The sequence below is a fragment of the Citrobacter sedlakii NBRC 105722 genome, assembly GCF_000759835.1.
GTDB classification, from domain to species: Bacteria; Pseudomonadota; Gammaproteobacteria; order Enterobacterales; family Enterobacteriaceae; genus Citrobacter_A; species Citrobacter_A sedlakii.
Map to the genome: position 1 here is coordinate 231,159 of NZ_BBNB01000001.1, position 14,418 is coordinate 245,576.

Genomic DNA, 14,418 nt, shown 5'->3' on the forward strand with positions numbered 1-14,418 from the left:
TCCCTGGGCTTATTCAGGCTATCAGCGGGATGTAACGAGGCGTATCGGTGGGTATGGGAACGTGAATGGAGGGGTTTCCCCCTCCTGCGGGTTTACAGCGCAATACGAATCACGTCGTCTGGCTGCGTGGCTTCTTTTTCGCGTGTCGACTTCTGCTTCACACTCACGTACAGGGTCTTGCCGTCTGCCGACAGCGCCAGACTGTTCGGGAAGGTCGGCGTATCGAAGGTTTTCACTACCTTGTAGCTTTTCGCGTCAATCACGCTCACTTTACCGGCCTGACGGTGGGTGACGTAGGCTTCATTACGCGCCGGGTTAAACAGCACGGCCAGCGATTCCGGCGCAGCGACTTTCGCCAGCACGTTGCCGTTGCGGGTGTCGACAACCAGCACTTCCGCCGCTTTCGAGTCGGTAATAAACGCGCGGTGACCGGCTGTGTCCAGGCTCAGATTAATAAAGAAGTGCTCTTTACCGTCATCAAGCAGTTTCTTACGGCTGATGATGTTGTTCGTGGCGGTATCGATGGTGATCAGCTCGCCGTCCGCATTGGTGGTGTAAAGACGCTTCGCGCCGCTGTCGATAGCCAGACCCGTGCTCATTTTACCGGTGTTTTCAATGGTCGCTTTCAGGGCGATCTTTTCGCCGTCCACCACCCAAATCGCGCTCTCTTTGCCAATCCCGCTGATATACACCGTATTCGTTGCTTCATCGGCAACCAGCTCACGCGGCTGCAGCGGACGGACATCTTCGGAGCGTTTGCGGGCGTCCAGCACCAGTCGTCCTTTCACTTCGCTGGTCTTCGCATCGATGGCAGTGACCGCGCTATTCACCGTGTTACCAAACCACAGCGTCTGGGTCGCGTTATTAATGGTGGCGCCAAACGGTTTGAGATCGTTGTGAATGATCTGCGTCACGTCCAGCGTGACCGGATCGAGACGATAAACAATACCGCCTTTATCCAGCTTGCGACTTTGCGAGGTGGCGAGCCACAGCGCGTTTTCCTGTTGGCTGTAGGCCATTTCGTAAGCGCCCTTGCCCACGCCTTTACGCAGCATCTCTTCTGCCGCCTGAGTGCTGAACGATGAGGCAACCAGCAGTGAACCTAACAGTAAAGCACCACGCAGGCGCGGGGAAAACTGATGACGAAAATGCATGACGACTCCCTTTGATATATCGCTATTTTGCTGCTTCACATCGCTTCGCTGAGCAAGATCATGGTTTTGCTCTCTTTTATAAATGGGAATGGTAATCATTATTTGTCAGAAAGTGGAGCACTTCTTCGCATCCTGACTACAATCTTCTTAATTTCTCCATTAATTCTTAACGCATTGTGCCGTTAAAATTTTCAAAATTTTACAAACGAATTAACATGTAACTTACATACCTATGGGTACGTTCACTTTAACTGGCCTTTTTTCATGAAGATTATTTCCATACGATATACCGCAGTTCCCGCTCTGCTCTTTCCACTCGTGTTCTCTCCGCTGGCCGCAGCGGACAGCGAAGCCGATGAACAAACGCTGATTGTCAGCGCCTCACCCCAGGCCGTTTCTGAACTGGATACCCCCGCCGCCGTCAGCGTGGTCGAGGGCGAAGATATGCGCCGGGCGGCGCCGCGCATCAATCTTTCCGAATCCCTGACCCGCGTGCCGGGCCTGCAGGTGCAGAACCGACAAAACTATGCTCAGGACCTTCAGCTTTCTATCCGTGGCTTTGGGTCGCGTTCAACTTATGGCGTGCGCGGCATTCGATTGTATGTTGACGGCATCCCGGCAACGATGCCGGACGGCCAGGGGCAGACGTCAAATATCGATCTCAGCAGCGTGCAAAACGTTGAAGTACTGCGCGGTCCCTTCTCCGCGCTTTACGGCAATGCTTCCGGCGGGGTCATGAACGTGACGACACAAACCGGACAACAGCCGCCGACCATCGAGGCAAGCAGCTATTATGGAAGTTACGGCAGCTGGCGCTACGGGTTAAAAGCGACCGGCGCGTTGGGCGATGGCACCCAGGCTGGCGATGTGGACTACACGGTGTCGACGACCCGTTTTACTACCCACGGCTACCGCGATCGTAGCGGCGCGCAAAAGAATCTCGCCAATGCGAAACTGGGCGTGCGTCTCGACGAGGCAAGCAAGCTGAGTCTGATTTTTAACAGCGTCGATATTAAAGCTGACGATCCCGGCGGCCTGACCGAAGCCGAATGGCGCGATAACCCGCAACAGTCGCCGCGCGCGGAGCAGTATCACACGCGTAAAACCATCAAGCAGACGCAGGCCGGACTGCGCTATGAACGACAGCTTAGCGCCCAGGACGACATGAGCGTGATGATGTATGCCGGGCAACGTGAAACCACCCAGTATCAGTCGATCCCGATGGCCCCTCAGCTCAGGCCGTCCCATGCGGGCGGCGTTATCTCGCTGCAGCGTCATTACCAGGGCATCGACAGTCGCTGGACGCACCGCGGGGAACTGATTGTACCCATGACGTTTACTGCCGGGCTGAACTACGAAAATATGAGTGAGAACCGTAAGGGCTACACAAATTACCGTCTCACTGACGGCGTACCAGAGTACGGCCAAAAAGGCGAGCGCCGCCGGGACGAGCGCAACCTGATGTGGAACGTCGACCCCTACCTGCAGACGCAGTGGCAACTGACCGACAAACTCTCCCTTGATGCAGGCGTGCGCTACAGTTCGGTCTGGTTCGACTCTAACGATCGCTACGTGACGCCGGGCAACGGCGACGACAGCGGCGATGCCAGCTATCATAAATGGTTGCCAGCCGGATCGCTGAAGTATGCCGTGACGGACGCCTGGAACCTCTATCTGGCAGCGGGCCGCGGTTTTGAAACGCCGACCATAAACGAGCTTTCCTACCGTGCGGATGGGCAAAGCGGGATGAATTTCGATCTTAAACCTTCCACTAACGATACGATAGAAATTGGCAGCAAAACCCGTATCGGCAACGGACTGCTGACGGCGGCGCTGTTCCAGACCGACACGGACGACGAACTGGTGGTGGATTCCAGCAGCGGCGGTCGGACAACGTATAAGAATGCGGGCAAGACCCGGCGTCAGGGGATAGAACTGGGGTGGGATCAGCGTTTTGGCGAAAACTGGCGCGTCAACGCCTCCTGGACCTGGCTGGACGCCACCTACCGTAGCAACGTCTGCAACGACCAGAACTGCAACGGTAACAGGATGCCGGGGATCGCCCGCAACATGGGTTTTGCGTCCCTGGGTTATGTGCCGGATGAAGGGTGGTATGCCGGAGCTGATGCCCGCTACATGGGGGATATTATGGCTGACGATGAAAACACCGCCAAAGCGCCCTCTTATACTGTCGTAGGGCTGAATACCGGATATAAAATCAACTACAGTAATCTGACGGTGGATGTGTTCGGGCGCGTCGACAACCTCTTTGACAAAGCGTATGTTGGCTCGGTCATTGTGAATGAATCGAACGGCAGATACTACGAACCTGCTCCGGGGCGAAATTTCGGCGTGGGTGTTAACCTCGCATGGCGTTTTGAATAACCTGCGTAATAAAGGTAGTCATAGCGGGGAGATTCCCCGCTAAATTTAAGCAGTACTTAATTAAGGTATTGTCGTTTAACGATGGCGACATTTTTATTGATGATGTCGATTAAACAGTCGCGACTGGCCTCTTTATTTCCTTGGGCAATAACCTTAAATAATTGATGGTAATGATCGACACTGTGTGGATACGCGCCCTCTTTTTCCAGATCATAGAGAAAATGCAGGCTTGGCCCCATTTGTACCCACAGCTGTTCGATCATTTCGCACAGCGTCGGCATGTTGGCGAAGTGATAAATTTTGAAGCGTAACGCCCGGTTTGCCCGCAGTCGCTCGGCTACCGAGCCTCTTTCATGCGCCTGCTGATACGTCGCAAGCAGCGCCTCCAGGAGTTCCATCCGTTCCGGCGTGATCCGCCCCGTGGCTTCCATAACCGCCATCCCTTCCAGTTCACAGCGAATACGGATGATTTCCGCGAATCGCGCCATATTGATTTCCGGCACCATGAAGGCTTGCGCGGGCGCAATGGTTAACGCGCTGGCAGACACCAGACGTAACAGCGCCTCACGCACCGGCGTGATACTGATCCCCAACTCCTCAGCAATATTTTTGGTAATTAATCTGGCGCCAGGCTTCAGCTCGCCCAGACTTAATCGATCTTTTAATCCTCTTTCAACGTGTGTTGTCAGACTGATGTGCTGCGACTTTTCCGTACCAGGCATTCTATTTCTTCACCTCATCATATAGCCAATCGCAATTAAACCTGAAAGATTTAATTGTTTAAGATTTCGCCTGGTGAAAAAATAAAACGACAACCGTGATCATTTACCCGCGTTATTTTAACGGCCCTGGCAATTTAAATTGCCTTGCACGCGGTGATTTAATTAAAGCCGGAAATTTAAAAACTGCCCATTTTTTTATGGCGGCCAGGGCCGCCATGTTTGTCAGTCATCTTCCGCGACGCGAATCACGACTTTGCCAAAGTTTTTACCACTCAACAGACCGATGAAGACCTCTGGGGCGTTTTCCAGTCCTTCCGTCACCTGTTCACGGTAATGAATCTTACCTTCTTTAACCCAACGTCCCATCTGCTGTTGGAACTCATGAATACGGTGACCATAATCCTGCGCAATGATAAAACCCTGCAGACGAATGCGTTTCTTCAGTATCGTCGCCATCAGCAGCGGCAGTCTGTCCGGCCCGGCGGGGAGTTCTGTCGCGTTATAGCCGCTGACCAGACCGCAAAGCGGGATCCGCGCGCAGGTATTCAACAGCGGAAGTACAGCGTCGAAGACTTTACCGCCGACGTTTTCATAATAGACATCAATCCCCTGTGGACAGGCATTTGCCAGTTGCTCTGCAAAGTCATCCGCATGGTGGTCCAGACAAACGTCAAAACCCAGCACTTCAGTGGCATGACGACATTTTTCCGCGCCGCCGGCAACGCCGACCACACGGCAGCCTTTGATCTTGCCAATCTGCCCCACCGTCGCCCCGACTGGACCGGTTGCGGCGGCAACCACCAGCGTTTCCCCCTCTTTCGGCAGACCTATATCCAGCAAGCCCATGTAAGCGGTGAAACCGGGCATCCCCAATACGCCGAGTGCCCAGGATGGCTGTTCAGGATCGTTGCCGAGCTTCACCAGCCCCGCGCCGTCGGAAATATCATAATCCTGCCAGCCGCTGTAGCTCAGTACCCATTCACCAGGCTTGTAGTCTGGATGGTTTGACGACACGACGCGGCTCACCGTTCCGCCGACCATGACCTCACCCAGCGCGACCGGCGGCGCGTACGACGGTTCGTCGCTCATTCGTCCGCGCATATACGGATCGAGGGAAAGGTAAACCGTGCGCAACAAAACCTGGCCTTCGCCCGGGGTGGCGACCTCGTCCTCTTCAAGACGGAAATTGTCCGCCACGGGCGCGCCATGGGGTCGGGAAGCTAAAACCCAGCGACGATTACGGTGTTCTTGTTGACCCATGATGTTCTCCTCAGCGTTTGGCATGAATCCATCAATAGTAGCAGGCCGCGCCTGTCTTTAACGTCCCGCGAGGTTTAAACGCACAACGAGGTAAACGCAGGTTTGCGCTGTTTCATTGATAAAACGGCAATCATTGGGCGGCCCCAGCTCAAGACAATCGCCCGCTTTCATCTCGTGGCGGGTTTCACCCTCAACGAACACCAGTTCCCCGTGCTGAAGCCAGATCAACTGCCGCGCCTGTACATAGGCTGAGGCGGGCATCGGGATATCACTTCCTGCGGGAAGCTCAATTTGCACCAGATCGAGAGGCAAGTCGCTGTGTGGCGAAACGTGGCGGCGCAAATACTGGCTCTGCGGATCGTGCCAGACGGGTTGATCCGCCGCACGCAGCAGTTTGCCTTCCTGCATTTCGGCGCGCGCAATCAGCGTTGACATACTGATGCCAAAGGCGCCGGAAAGCCTGCCGAGCAGCGTCGCCGTCGGGCTGCTTTCCGCACGTTCGATTTTATGGATCATCGCCCGTGAAACGCCCGCGCGTTCAGCCAGTTCAGTCAGCGACCAGCCGCGGGATTCTCGCTCAATGCGAATTCTTGCACTGATGCGTTGATTTATGCTGTCTTCAATAGTATTCATATCGTAATACTATAGTGAACATTTCCTGAGGTTCAAGATGCTTATTCGATTCGCGAGCAAAGAGGATTGCGGGGATATCGCAGCGATCTACAACCACGCCGTATTACACACGGCGGCGATCTGGAACGATCAAACCGTAGACGCCGATAACCGCATGGCCTGGTTCGAAGCGCGTCAGTTGCTGGGGTATCCGATGCTGGTAGCTGAAGAAAACGGTAAGGTGACGGGGTATGCCTCCTTTGGCGACTGGCGCAACTTTGACGGATTTCGCCACACGGTGGAACATTCGGTGTACGTTCACCCGGATCATCAGGGGAAAGGAGTTGGACGCCAGCTATTGAGCCGCTTGATTGAGGAAGCGCGCGCCTGCGGCAAGCACGTGATGGTCGCGGGCATCGAGTCGCAAAATCAGGCTTCGCTGCATCTTCATAGCACGCTCGGGTTCAAAATCACCGCGCAAATGCCGCAGGTAGGGACCAAATTTGGCCGCTGGCTGGATCTGACATTCATGCAGCTTCAGCTTGACGATCGTCTGCAGCCGGACGCGCGCGGATGAACACATCGCTGACGCTCGCCTTTCTGATCGCCGCGGGTATCGGCCTGGTGGTGCAAAACACTCTGATGGTGCGCATCACCCAGACCTCTTCCACTATTCTGATCGCCATGCTGCTGAATTCGCTGGTCGGCATCGTGCTGTTTGTCACTCTATTGTGGTTTAGGCAGGGTATGGCGGGATTTGGCGAACTGGCCTCCAGCGTTCGCTGGTGGACGTTAATTCCTGGTCTGCTGGGTTCGTTTTTCGTGTTTGCCAGCATCAGCGGCTATCAGCATGTGGGGGCGGCGACCACGATTGCCGTGCTGGTCGCCAGTCAGCTTATCGGCGGACTGGCGCTGGATCTCCTGCGCAGCCACGGGGTACCGCTGAGGGCGCTGATTGGTCCGGTTTGTGGCGCGGTGATGCTGGTGGTGGGCGCATGGCTGGTGGCAAGACGTTCGTTTTAACGACCGCCCTGCCGCCATCTGGCCCATCACAGGATCGTGCCGCCTTTTGTCAACTGCTCGCGGCGCGCTTCGGCGTCTTCTTTATGCTGCCGGCCATGATGCGCGATGGCGATTCTCAACCGTTGCTGCTGGGTGTAACGATCTTCGCGGCTTAATTCGCCATCGTCGCTCAGGGCGATCAACAGCGTGTTCATCTGGGCAATAACGCTTTCCGCAATCGCGGCATCAACGCGGGCGCTAACCTCATCCAGGTGCGACATAGCTTCTCCTTTTCAACAGACTGATGAAACCTTCATCATACGCTGAAATCCGTTCGCTTGCGGCATTTAATCCGTAATGCATATCCGTCAGTTTCCCTTAAGTCTTTTTCACAACGTCAACCCCTCTATGGCGGGATAATTCGCCCCTTTATGCCTTTCTTCCACCGTTTGCTCGCGTTATGACGCCGTAAAGTAGATGCGTGAAAAAGTCTTAAGGACCCTAACGTGGCAAAAACTCTCTTGCGCAGCGGCAATCTTGATGACTATCAGGCCGTCGGCGGTGGCGGCCAGGCCGTCTTTGATTCAGCGCTGCAAATTCGTGAAACACTCCGGCTGCGAAAGCAACTGGCGATGGTCGATTGTCTCGCCATTCCGCAAATTAACGACAGCGGTGACCGGGTGGACTGGTATTCTCCTGTAGAAGGCCAGGCCGTTGCGTGGAAAGCGGCTGACGTTGATGCGCGCCGTCGCGCCCTCCGCACGCTTTCCGCGACGCTGGACAGCGCCGCTGCCCTGAGCCGCAAGAGCCTGCAATCCGGAAAAACGGCGTTACAGCTTTTCGGCTCCTTGCTCGAAAAAGCGGTACAATTTCCCGGTGAAAACCACGTCTTCCTGGTGGATGGGAAACCGGTTATCACCTTCTGGGGTTTTATCAACCTTAACGAAAACGTGCGTGACGATGTGCTGGCATGCCTGTATCTCGAAGATTCGCCCGAAGCGGCCATTCACGCTGACCCCGTCCCTGCAGAAGAAACCGCGCCAGAGAACGCTTTTCCCCATGCGGATGAACCACTGCTGTCAGTCCCCGTCGTGCCGGTAACTCCGCCCGTCTCTGATACCATCAGCCCGCTAGTCGCGCCGTCCATCGTGGCGGAGGAAAAAGCGTCCGCGAAACCGGCGCGCCGACTGCCGCTGTGGAGCGTGCCGGTTGCCGCCGTCACCATTGCCGTGCTTGTCGCGCCGCTGCTCTGGCACGCGCAAACCCCCGCGGTCGCGACGGAAAGCGTCAGTGCGCCGCAACCCGCAATGCCTGCTCTGCCGGAACTGACCGCCACGCTACCGCTGCAGCAGGCGCACGTTATTCCGGAGGAGAAAAAGACCCCGCCCGCCGACGCGCCGGTGGTCATTGCTGCGATACCGAAAGACGCGCTGGTCATGGAGGCTAATCAGGTGAAGGCCGGTACGACCCGTTTTCTCAACGGTCGCTGGCGCGTAGTAATGGAGGTGAAAGACCCCGCGACCGGGAAAGCGCCCTCGTTGCGCTATCAGATCCAGAATAACAAAGGGACAGCGCGGCTGGTGCATGGCGACAGCATTGTTTGTCGCGCCGAGCTTTTTTCCGGTCTGCATCAGAGCGGCGAGCTCATGATCAAAAGCCGTGGAAATGCGCGCTGCGCCGATGGCTCCCGCTATCCGATGCCGGAAATCACCTGTAAAGCCGGGACAAATGACGTCGCCGCCTGTACCGCACGCTTCGACGGGCAAGCGGAGATTCCGTTGACGTTTAAAAAGATAGGTGCCTGATCTTATGCTGGTGAATTTGTGTGATTACAAACAGAGCGTCACGCTCATCGCAAACAGCGGCGTTCAGTTTCTTGACTTCGGCCTGACGCCGCAGGAGTCGGCACATCATGGCCGTTTTGTGCGGAAAACCGCTAACGGCCCGCTGCTGCGTCTGGACTACGATCTGGTAAACGGTCGCTACACGCTGCCGGCGCGTCCGGGAATGCAGCCAGAAGTGGTTAAACCCGAAAGCACACAGTCGCTACAGTACTCGCTTGCGGTACTGGACGGCGTCTGGCTACCGCTGCCGTTCCTGCGCTTCAACCCGCCGCGCACCTTTGTTGAGGGTCCGGATAACTGGGCGCGCGTGCAGGTTCGCAAACTCGCCTTACCTGACAGCGCAGGTCATACCCACCGCGTTACGCTCGCGCTCGACAGTCAGTTGAGCGATGCGACTCCCTCCGCGCTCGCCCCCAGTGAAAACGATGTACTGAACGGTACCCGCTTTGCGCTGGCCTGGCGCGATGACGAAGTGGCTGATTTTCTCGATCAGACGTGGATTGATGGCTGGCTGCGCGAGGTGTTTTTGCATCATGTCAGCCAGGTGGAAAACCGTCCGGAACAGGCCATCAATCAGGCGCTGCGCAGTTTTGAATATCAGGCGCACTGGCTGAATCTGCTGGCGTTACTCGGCGAACAGCTAACGGTGCCAGAGGTCAGGCTGGTCACAGAGACGCTGAGCACTCCCGCGATTCCGGTCGATTTGATCCTTGACGTTGGCAATACCCACACCTGCGGCGTGTTGATTGAGGATCACGGCGATGCCAACGACGGCCTGCGCCAGACGGCAGAACTGCAGGTGCGATCGCTGAGCGAGCCGCAGTTTTTGAACGATCCGCTGTTCACCAGTCGCCTTGAGTTCTCGGAAGCCCGCTTCGGCAAGCAGCATTTTTCCGTCGAAAGCGGACGCGAAGACGCGTTTATCTGGCCGTCGATTGTCAGGGTCGGCGACGAAGCGCGTAAACTGGCGATGCAACGAACCGGAACCGACGGCAATAGCGGTATTTCCAGTCCCCGCCGCTACCTGTGGGATGAAACGCCGGTACTGCACGACTGGCGCTTCAGCCAGATGAACAGCAAAACCCAGCGTGAACCCCTCGCGACCGCCTTTCCGCTGATGAATCTGATGAATGACGACGGCCAGCCGCTGTACGCGCTGCCGCAGGATGAACGCCTGCCGGTATTCTCCCCGCAGTACAGCCGCAGCACCCTGATGACCCATATGCTCTGCGAGATCCTCGCCCAGGCGCTGGGGCAGATCAACAGTGTGGCGACCCGTCTGCGGCTGGGGTTTCCCGCATCGCCCCGCCAGTTGCGTACGCTGATCCTCACCCTGCCCTCGGCAATGCCAAAGCAGGAGCGGGAGATCTTCCGCCAGCGTATGTTTGAAGCCATTGCCCTTGTCTGGAAAGCCATGGGGTGGCATCCGCAGGACGACGACTTTAGCAGCCGTAAACAGCAGGAAAAAAGCCGGGTGCCAGTGCCTGAGATCCAGATGGAATGGGACGAAGCCAGCTGCGGGCAACTGGTGTGGCTGTATAACGAAGCAATCTCCCATTACGCCGGACGTAGCGAAGCCTTTTTCCGCACAATGGCGCGTCCGGACCGCCAGCCCGAGCCGGGCGAAAGCAAAGGCCGGGCGCTGCGCGTTGCCTCGATTGATATTGGCGGCGGCACCACTGACATGGCGATTGTTCACTATCAGTTGGACGACGGCGTCGGTACAAATGTTAAAATCACCCCGCGCCTGCTGTTTCGCGAAGGATTTAAGGTCGCAGGCGATGACATGCTTCTGGATGTCATTCAGAGATGCATCTTACCGGCGCTGCAAACCCGGCTGCAGCAGGCAGGCGTTACCGATGCCGCCGCCCTGCTCGCCACGCTGTTTGGCGATTCCGGGCGCATAGATACCCAGGCGGTGCTGCGCCAGCAAACGGCGCTTCAGCTGTTTATGCCGCTGGGGCACGCGGTGCTTTCCGCATGGGAAAAGTGCGACATCAACGATCCGCTGGCCGGGGTGCATGCCACCTTTGGCGAGCTGTTACCTCAGCGCCCAACCCGCAACGTCATGAACTACATTCAGCAGGCCGTCGACCATGCGCTGCCGCCCGGCACGCCAGCGTTCGATGTGCTTAGCGTGCCGTTACAGGTGCAGTTCAGCCAGTTGCAAGAGGCGATGCTGGCCGGGCAATTCACCCTTACGTCGCCGCTGCATGCGGTGTGCGAAGCCATTTCGCACTATTGCTGCGACGTGCTGCTGGTGACCGGCAGGCCCGCCTGTCTGCCTGCGGTGCAGGCGCTGATCCGCCATCTTCAACCTGTTCCGGTCAACCGGATCGTATGGATGGATAACTACCGGGTGCATGAATGGTATCCGTTCAACCAGCAGGGACGGATCGGCAACCCGAAATCCACTGCCGCCGTCGGTGCGATGTTGTGCAGTCTGGCGCTGGATCTGCGTCTGCCGCGCTTTAACTTTAAAGCAGCCGATATCGGCGCCTGGTCAACGGTACGCTATCTCGGCGTGCTGGATAACACCGTCAACATCCTGCGCGACGAAAATGTCTGGTATCGCGATATTGATCTGGATAAACCCGGCGAAAAGCTGGATACCCGCGTCCACTTTCCGTTGCGTGGTAACGTGACGCTCGGTTTCCGCCAACTGGCGAACAGCCGCTGGCCCGCAACGCCGCTCTATACGCTGAGCATCAACTCCGCCGAACTGGCTAAAAATATTGCCGGTGACGGTGTGCTGAACGTACGGCTTCAGTTGCGCGGCGGCAGCAAAGAGAACGGTCCCGAATCGTTTGTCCTCAGCGACGCCTGGTTACAGGACGGCACGCCCGTTCCGGCGGATGCCCTGACCTTAAAATTAAATACCCTGGCTGACCGTCGACACAGCGGCAGTCATTACTGGATCGACAGCGGGAGCGTGTACCTGAAATGAGCAAAACGTTAACCCTTTCTCAGGCCGCTATTGCCTGGGTAGAGCGCACCCGCCGCTACGCCGTCACGCTGGATGCCGAAGCAGACGCGCTGTTGACGCAGCTTCACGCCGCGAACGCCACGGAGATTGCGCTGGAAACCGCCCGTCAGTCACGCGCCTGTATCGGGCTGTACGGTTATTCCCAGTCAGCGAAAGCCCATTTACTTTCCGCCCTGTGCAGCAGTGGAAACGGCAGGATGAATGTGGTGATGCCGGACCGCTATTTCGACTATTTCAGCCATATTAACCCCGGCCATGCCGCCGCCAACATGGCGCTACGCTTTACGCGGCAGGCCAGTTCGCCCGATGACGAGTGGCCGTTACGTCTGCGGCTTCTCGCCGAAGCCGAACTGGTGCAAATCTTTATTACGATGGCCCACACGCAGCCAGCATGCCGCCAGGCAGAAAAAGCGATGATTGAATCGCGTCTCGAAAAATGGCGGTCGCTGCGCCAGCGTCATCCCGTCCCCGGCGTTACGGCGGCGGAAGTCGCCACCGTCGCCCGCTTCTGTCGTCAGTGCCGACCGGCTTCTCAACAACAGATTGACGATGCGCTCTGGCATCAGTTCGCGCTTGTGCTTCCGTATGTTGATCTCACTACCCGCGCCAGCATCTGGTCGCTGCTGTGGGGCGAACAGCCGGAACTAACGCAGCAGTGGCTGGCGCTGGCGCATGTGCTGCAACAGACCGGTAACGCTGGCGAAGTTGCTGCGCCGCTCAGCCTGCTGGTCGATCAGTTTGGTTTACCGTCCGAGCGTTTTATTACCCAGGAAGCCCATGCCTCACCGGAAGCGCAAAATGACGTGGTGGTGCATCCCGTGGTGGAAGGCGCGCTGCTGGCGGCCGTGAGCCTGCCGCAAGATCCCCTTGCGTTGCTTACCCGCGAGCTGGTGCTGAGCGTGGAGGACGGCGTACTTGACGAGGTCGATCTGCTGGATATTCCGCTGGCGCCCGTCACCTCTCCACAGCCCTTATGGCAGGCTAAACTCGGCTGGCTGCTTGAGCACTATCGTCAGCAGCGGCAGCCTGACGTGTTAGTCATCTGCAATGCCACCGCTAACCGCACGCAAACGCCCGCTACCGCCAGGCGGCTACTGAACTGGGTCCACGAAACCCAACCCTTGCGCGACACAGCGCTACCGGGCGTAGTATGGGCGATCACCCCGCAGGACGCGCGCTTTGTAAGCGGAGAGAATCTGGATGAAACCATCCAGCAACTGATGGGCAATCCCGGTCAGCACTGGGGCACCCTTCAGGCGCTGGATAAAAACAGTCTGCAACGATTGATCGAATGGCTGTCCCACGCCACGTCGTTCCCCCAGCGGCAAGCACGCATTGAGGCGCTTCATGCCCGGCATCGGCAGTATCTGCGTGAACTGCTGTGCCTGCTGCCTGACAACCTGTCCAGCGCCGAAACGGTTGTCCGTGAATTACAGCAACAGGCAGCACATCACGGCGATCTGCTGGATGGCCTTGTTCCCGAGGTGCAACAGTTTGAGAGCCTGCTCCAGATACGCCAGCCGAGGGAAGAAAAGGTTAGCGGGCTGTTCAACGACGCTGTCGATCTTTTTGCGGAGGTTCACGACGCGCCTCAAACGGTTGGGGGTAATGATACCGGCGACCGGGCGCACAAACTGTGGATCAACCATCTTCGCCAGTGGAGCCGCGACGACAGCAATGCCACACGTTTAGGTCTGAAGCCCGCCACGCTCAGGCAGGTGGTCGCAATACTGATCGCCGCCAGCTACCGCTTGCAGCTTGCGCAGCAGTTACAGCAAATTGTGCAACAGGACGAGAACTGCGGCGCGCAGTTGCACGCCAACATCGCCAACTTTGTCGCCTGGCTCGGTTATGCCGACGTTGAGGAAAGCGAACGCCCTGCCAGTCGAATGGCCAAAGGCGAGACGATTTTCAGCGCGGCAAAACGTCCACCTATGGCACGCCTGACAGCGTTAAACGACCGGCCGGTACATGCCGCCAGCCGCTACGTCTATGACTGGCTGGTGGCGCTGTATACGCGCGCGCAGGAGAACAATGGATTCAGCCATCCACATGAAGTGACGCCAGAGGATAAAAACGCGCTGAACACGCTGTTGAATGGGGGACAATAACAGGCAGGAGGTGCATCACCGCCCTCCTGTTCAGCCGTGTTAAAACAGCGAAAACAGCAATGCGACCGGGAAGCTCATAGGCCAGGTCGCTCCCACCAGAAAGGCGCTCAAAAAACGGATACGTTTTTTATCGTGCGATAAAAACCAGGTGATGAGAAAAGTCAGTGCGGCCATTACCGCATAAAAAACGAGCATTTTTTGATACAAAGACATTGACGGGACATCCGGCCAGAGAAGTGAAACGCGCGCAATATGCTCTTTTTTTTGATGTACATCAAGTTTTATCGCTCTGGTCTGGCGCTGTTCCGATTTTGTCGCTGCCGATGAATAACCCCGGGTTGT

The 14,418-nt window shown here is 57.0% G+C and carries 12 protein-coding genes; 6 read left to right on the forward strand and 6 right to left on the reverse strand.

The window, feature by feature from the left end:
• Positions 1–92: 92 nt before the first annotated feature.
• A complete protein-coding gene (gene yncE / locus CSE01S_RS01115) occupies positions 93–1,154 on the reverse strand; it encodes a 7-bladed beta-propeller protein YncE (protein ID WP_042283119.1) in 1,062 nt (353 codons plus the stop codon).
• 264 nt (positions 1,155–1,418) lie between these two features.
• Between yncE and pqqU the strand changes: the two genes are divergently transcribed.
• On the forward strand, positions 1,419–3,539 hold the full coding sequence (pqqU, locus tag CSE01S_RS01120; RefSeq protein ID WP_042283122.1) for a TonB-dependent receptor PqqU: 2,121 nt from the start codon (positions 1,419–1,421) through the stop codon (positions 3,537–3,539).
• Between the two features lie 56 nt (positions 3,540–3,595).
• Here the strand turns inward: pqqU and CSE01S_RS01125 are convergent, their stop codons facing one another.
• The 3 genes from CSE01S_RS01125 to CSE01S_RS01135 all read right to left on the reverse strand — a co-directional run bounded on the left by CSE01S_RS01125 (position 3,596) and on the right by CSE01S_RS01135 (position 6,154).
• A complete protein-coding gene (locus CSE01S_RS01125) occupies positions 3,596–4,261 on the reverse strand; it encodes a GntR family transcriptional regulator (protein ID WP_042283124.1) in 666 nt (221 codons plus the stop codon).
• A gap of 222 nt (positions 4,262–4,483) precedes the next feature.
• Positions 4,484–5,521: an NADPH-dependent curcumin/dihydrocurcumin reductase gene (curA, locus tag CSE01S_RS01130; protein ID WP_042283125.1), complete on the reverse strand. Its 1,038-nt coding sequence runs from the start codon at positions 5,519–5,521 to the stop codon at positions 4,484–4,486.
• Positions 5,522–5,578: 57 nt separating this feature from the next.
• Positions 5,579–6,154 (reverse strand): helix-turn-helix domain-containing protein, encoded by a 576-nt coding sequence (locus CSE01S_RS01135; RefSeq protein WP_042283127.1) that lies wholly within the window; start codon positions 6,152–6,154, stop codon positions 5,579–5,581.
• A gap of 37 nt (positions 6,155–6,191) precedes the next feature.
• On the opposite strand from CSE01S_RS01135, the gene CSE01S_RS01140 reads away from it, so the two are divergent.
• Both CSE01S_RS01140 and CSE01S_RS01145 read left to right on the forward strand, forming a co-directional pair.
• Positions 6,192–6,710, forward strand: coding sequence for a GNAT family N-acetyltransferase (locus CSE01S_RS01140; RefSeq protein WP_042283130.1), 519 nt, complete (start codon positions 6,192–6,194; stop codon positions 6,708–6,710).
• Positions 6,707–7,156, forward strand: a complete 450-nt coding sequence (locus tag CSE01S_RS01145; RefSeq protein ID WP_042283132.1) for a DMT family transporter — start codon at positions 6,707–6,709, stop codon at positions 7,154–7,156. Before CSE01S_RS01140 ends, CSE01S_RS01145 begins: the two co-directional genes overlap by 4 nt.
• 26 nt (positions 7,157–7,182) lie before the next feature.
• Here the strand turns inward: CSE01S_RS01145 and CSE01S_RS01150 are convergent, their stop codons facing one another.
• Positions 7,183–7,416 carry a YdcY family protein gene (locus tag CSE01S_RS01150; protein ID WP_042283134.1) on the reverse strand — a complete coding sequence of 78 codons (234 nt, stop codon included), beginning with the start codon at positions 7,414–7,416 and terminating at the stop codon, positions 7,183–7,185.
• Positions 7,417–7,641: 225 nt separating this feature from the next.
• Between CSE01S_RS01150 and CSE01S_RS01155 the strand changes: the two genes are divergently transcribed.
• The 3 genes from CSE01S_RS01155 to CSE01S_RS01165 are packed head-to-tail and all read left to right on the forward strand — an operon-like array spanning position 7,642 to position 14,076.
• A complete protein-coding gene (locus CSE01S_RS01155; RefSeq protein ID WP_042283136.1) occupies positions 7,642–8,940 on the forward strand; it encodes an SrfA family protein in 1,299 nt (432 codons plus the stop codon).
• Between the two features lie 4 nt (positions 8,941–8,944).
• Positions 8,945–11,926: a virulence factor SrfB gene (locus tag CSE01S_RS01160; RefSeq protein ID WP_042283138.1), complete on the forward strand. Its 2,982-nt coding sequence runs from the start codon at positions 8,945–8,947 to the stop codon at positions 11,924–11,926.
• Positions 11,923–14,076 carry a virulence factor SrfC family protein gene (locus tag CSE01S_RS01165; protein WP_042283140.1) on the forward strand — a complete coding sequence of 718 codons (2,154 nt, stop codon included), beginning with the start codon at positions 11,923–11,925 and terminating at the stop codon, positions 14,074–14,076. The genes CSE01S_RS01160 and CSE01S_RS01165 overlap by 4 nt, the downstream gene beginning before the upstream one ends.
• A 39-nt stretch (positions 14,077–14,115) precedes the next feature.
• Here the strand turns inward: CSE01S_RS01165 and ortT are convergent, their stop codons facing one another.
• Positions 14,116–14,289 (reverse strand): orphan toxin OrtT, encoded by a 174-nt coding sequence (ortT, locus tag CSE01S_RS01170; protein WP_042283144.1) that lies wholly within the window; start codon positions 14,287–14,289, stop codon positions 14,116–14,118.
• Positions 14,290–14,418 lie beyond the last annotated feature (129 nt).

Coding starts and splice junctions, on each gene's coding strand:
- yncE (WP_042283119.1), bottom strand. CDS start 1,154: ATGCATTTTCGTCATCAGTTTTCCCCGCGCCTGCGTGGTGCTTTACTG.
- pqqU (WP_042283122.1), top strand. CDS start 1,419: ATGAAGATTATTTCCATACGATATACCGCAGTTCCCGCTCTGCTCTTT.
- CSE01S_RS01125 (WP_042283124.1), bottom strand. CDS start 4,261: ATGCCTGGTACGGAAAAGTCGCAGCACATCAGTCTGACAACACACGTT.
- curA (WP_042283125.1), bottom strand. CDS start 5,521: ATGGGTCAACAAGAACACCGTAATCGTCGCTGGGTTTTAGCTTCCCGA.
- CSE01S_RS01135 (WP_042283127.1), bottom strand. CDS start 6,154: ATGAATACTATTGAAGACAGCATAAATCAACGCATCAGTGCAAGAATT.
- CSE01S_RS01140 (WP_042283130.1), top strand. CDS start 6,192: ATGCTTATTCGATTCGCGAGCAAAGAGGATTGCGGGGATATCGCAGCG.
- CSE01S_RS01145 (WP_042283132.1), top strand. CDS start 6,707: ATGAACACATCGCTGACGCTCGCCTTTCTGATCGCCGCGGGTATCGGC.
- CSE01S_RS01150 (WP_042283134.1), bottom strand. CDS start 7,416: ATGTCGCACCTGGATGAGGTTAGCGCCCGCGTTGATGCCGCGATTGCG.
- CSE01S_RS01160 (WP_042283138.1), top strand. CDS start 8,945: ATGCTGGTGAATTTGTGTGATTACAAACAGAGCGTCACGCTCATCGCA.
- CSE01S_RS01165 (WP_042283140.1), top strand. CDS start 11,923: ATGAGCAAAACGTTAACCCTTTCTCAGGCCGCTATTGCCTGGGTAGAG.
- ortT (WP_042283144.1), bottom strand. CDS start 14,289: ATGTCTTTGTATCAAAAAATGCTCGTTTTTTATGCGGTAATGGCCGCA.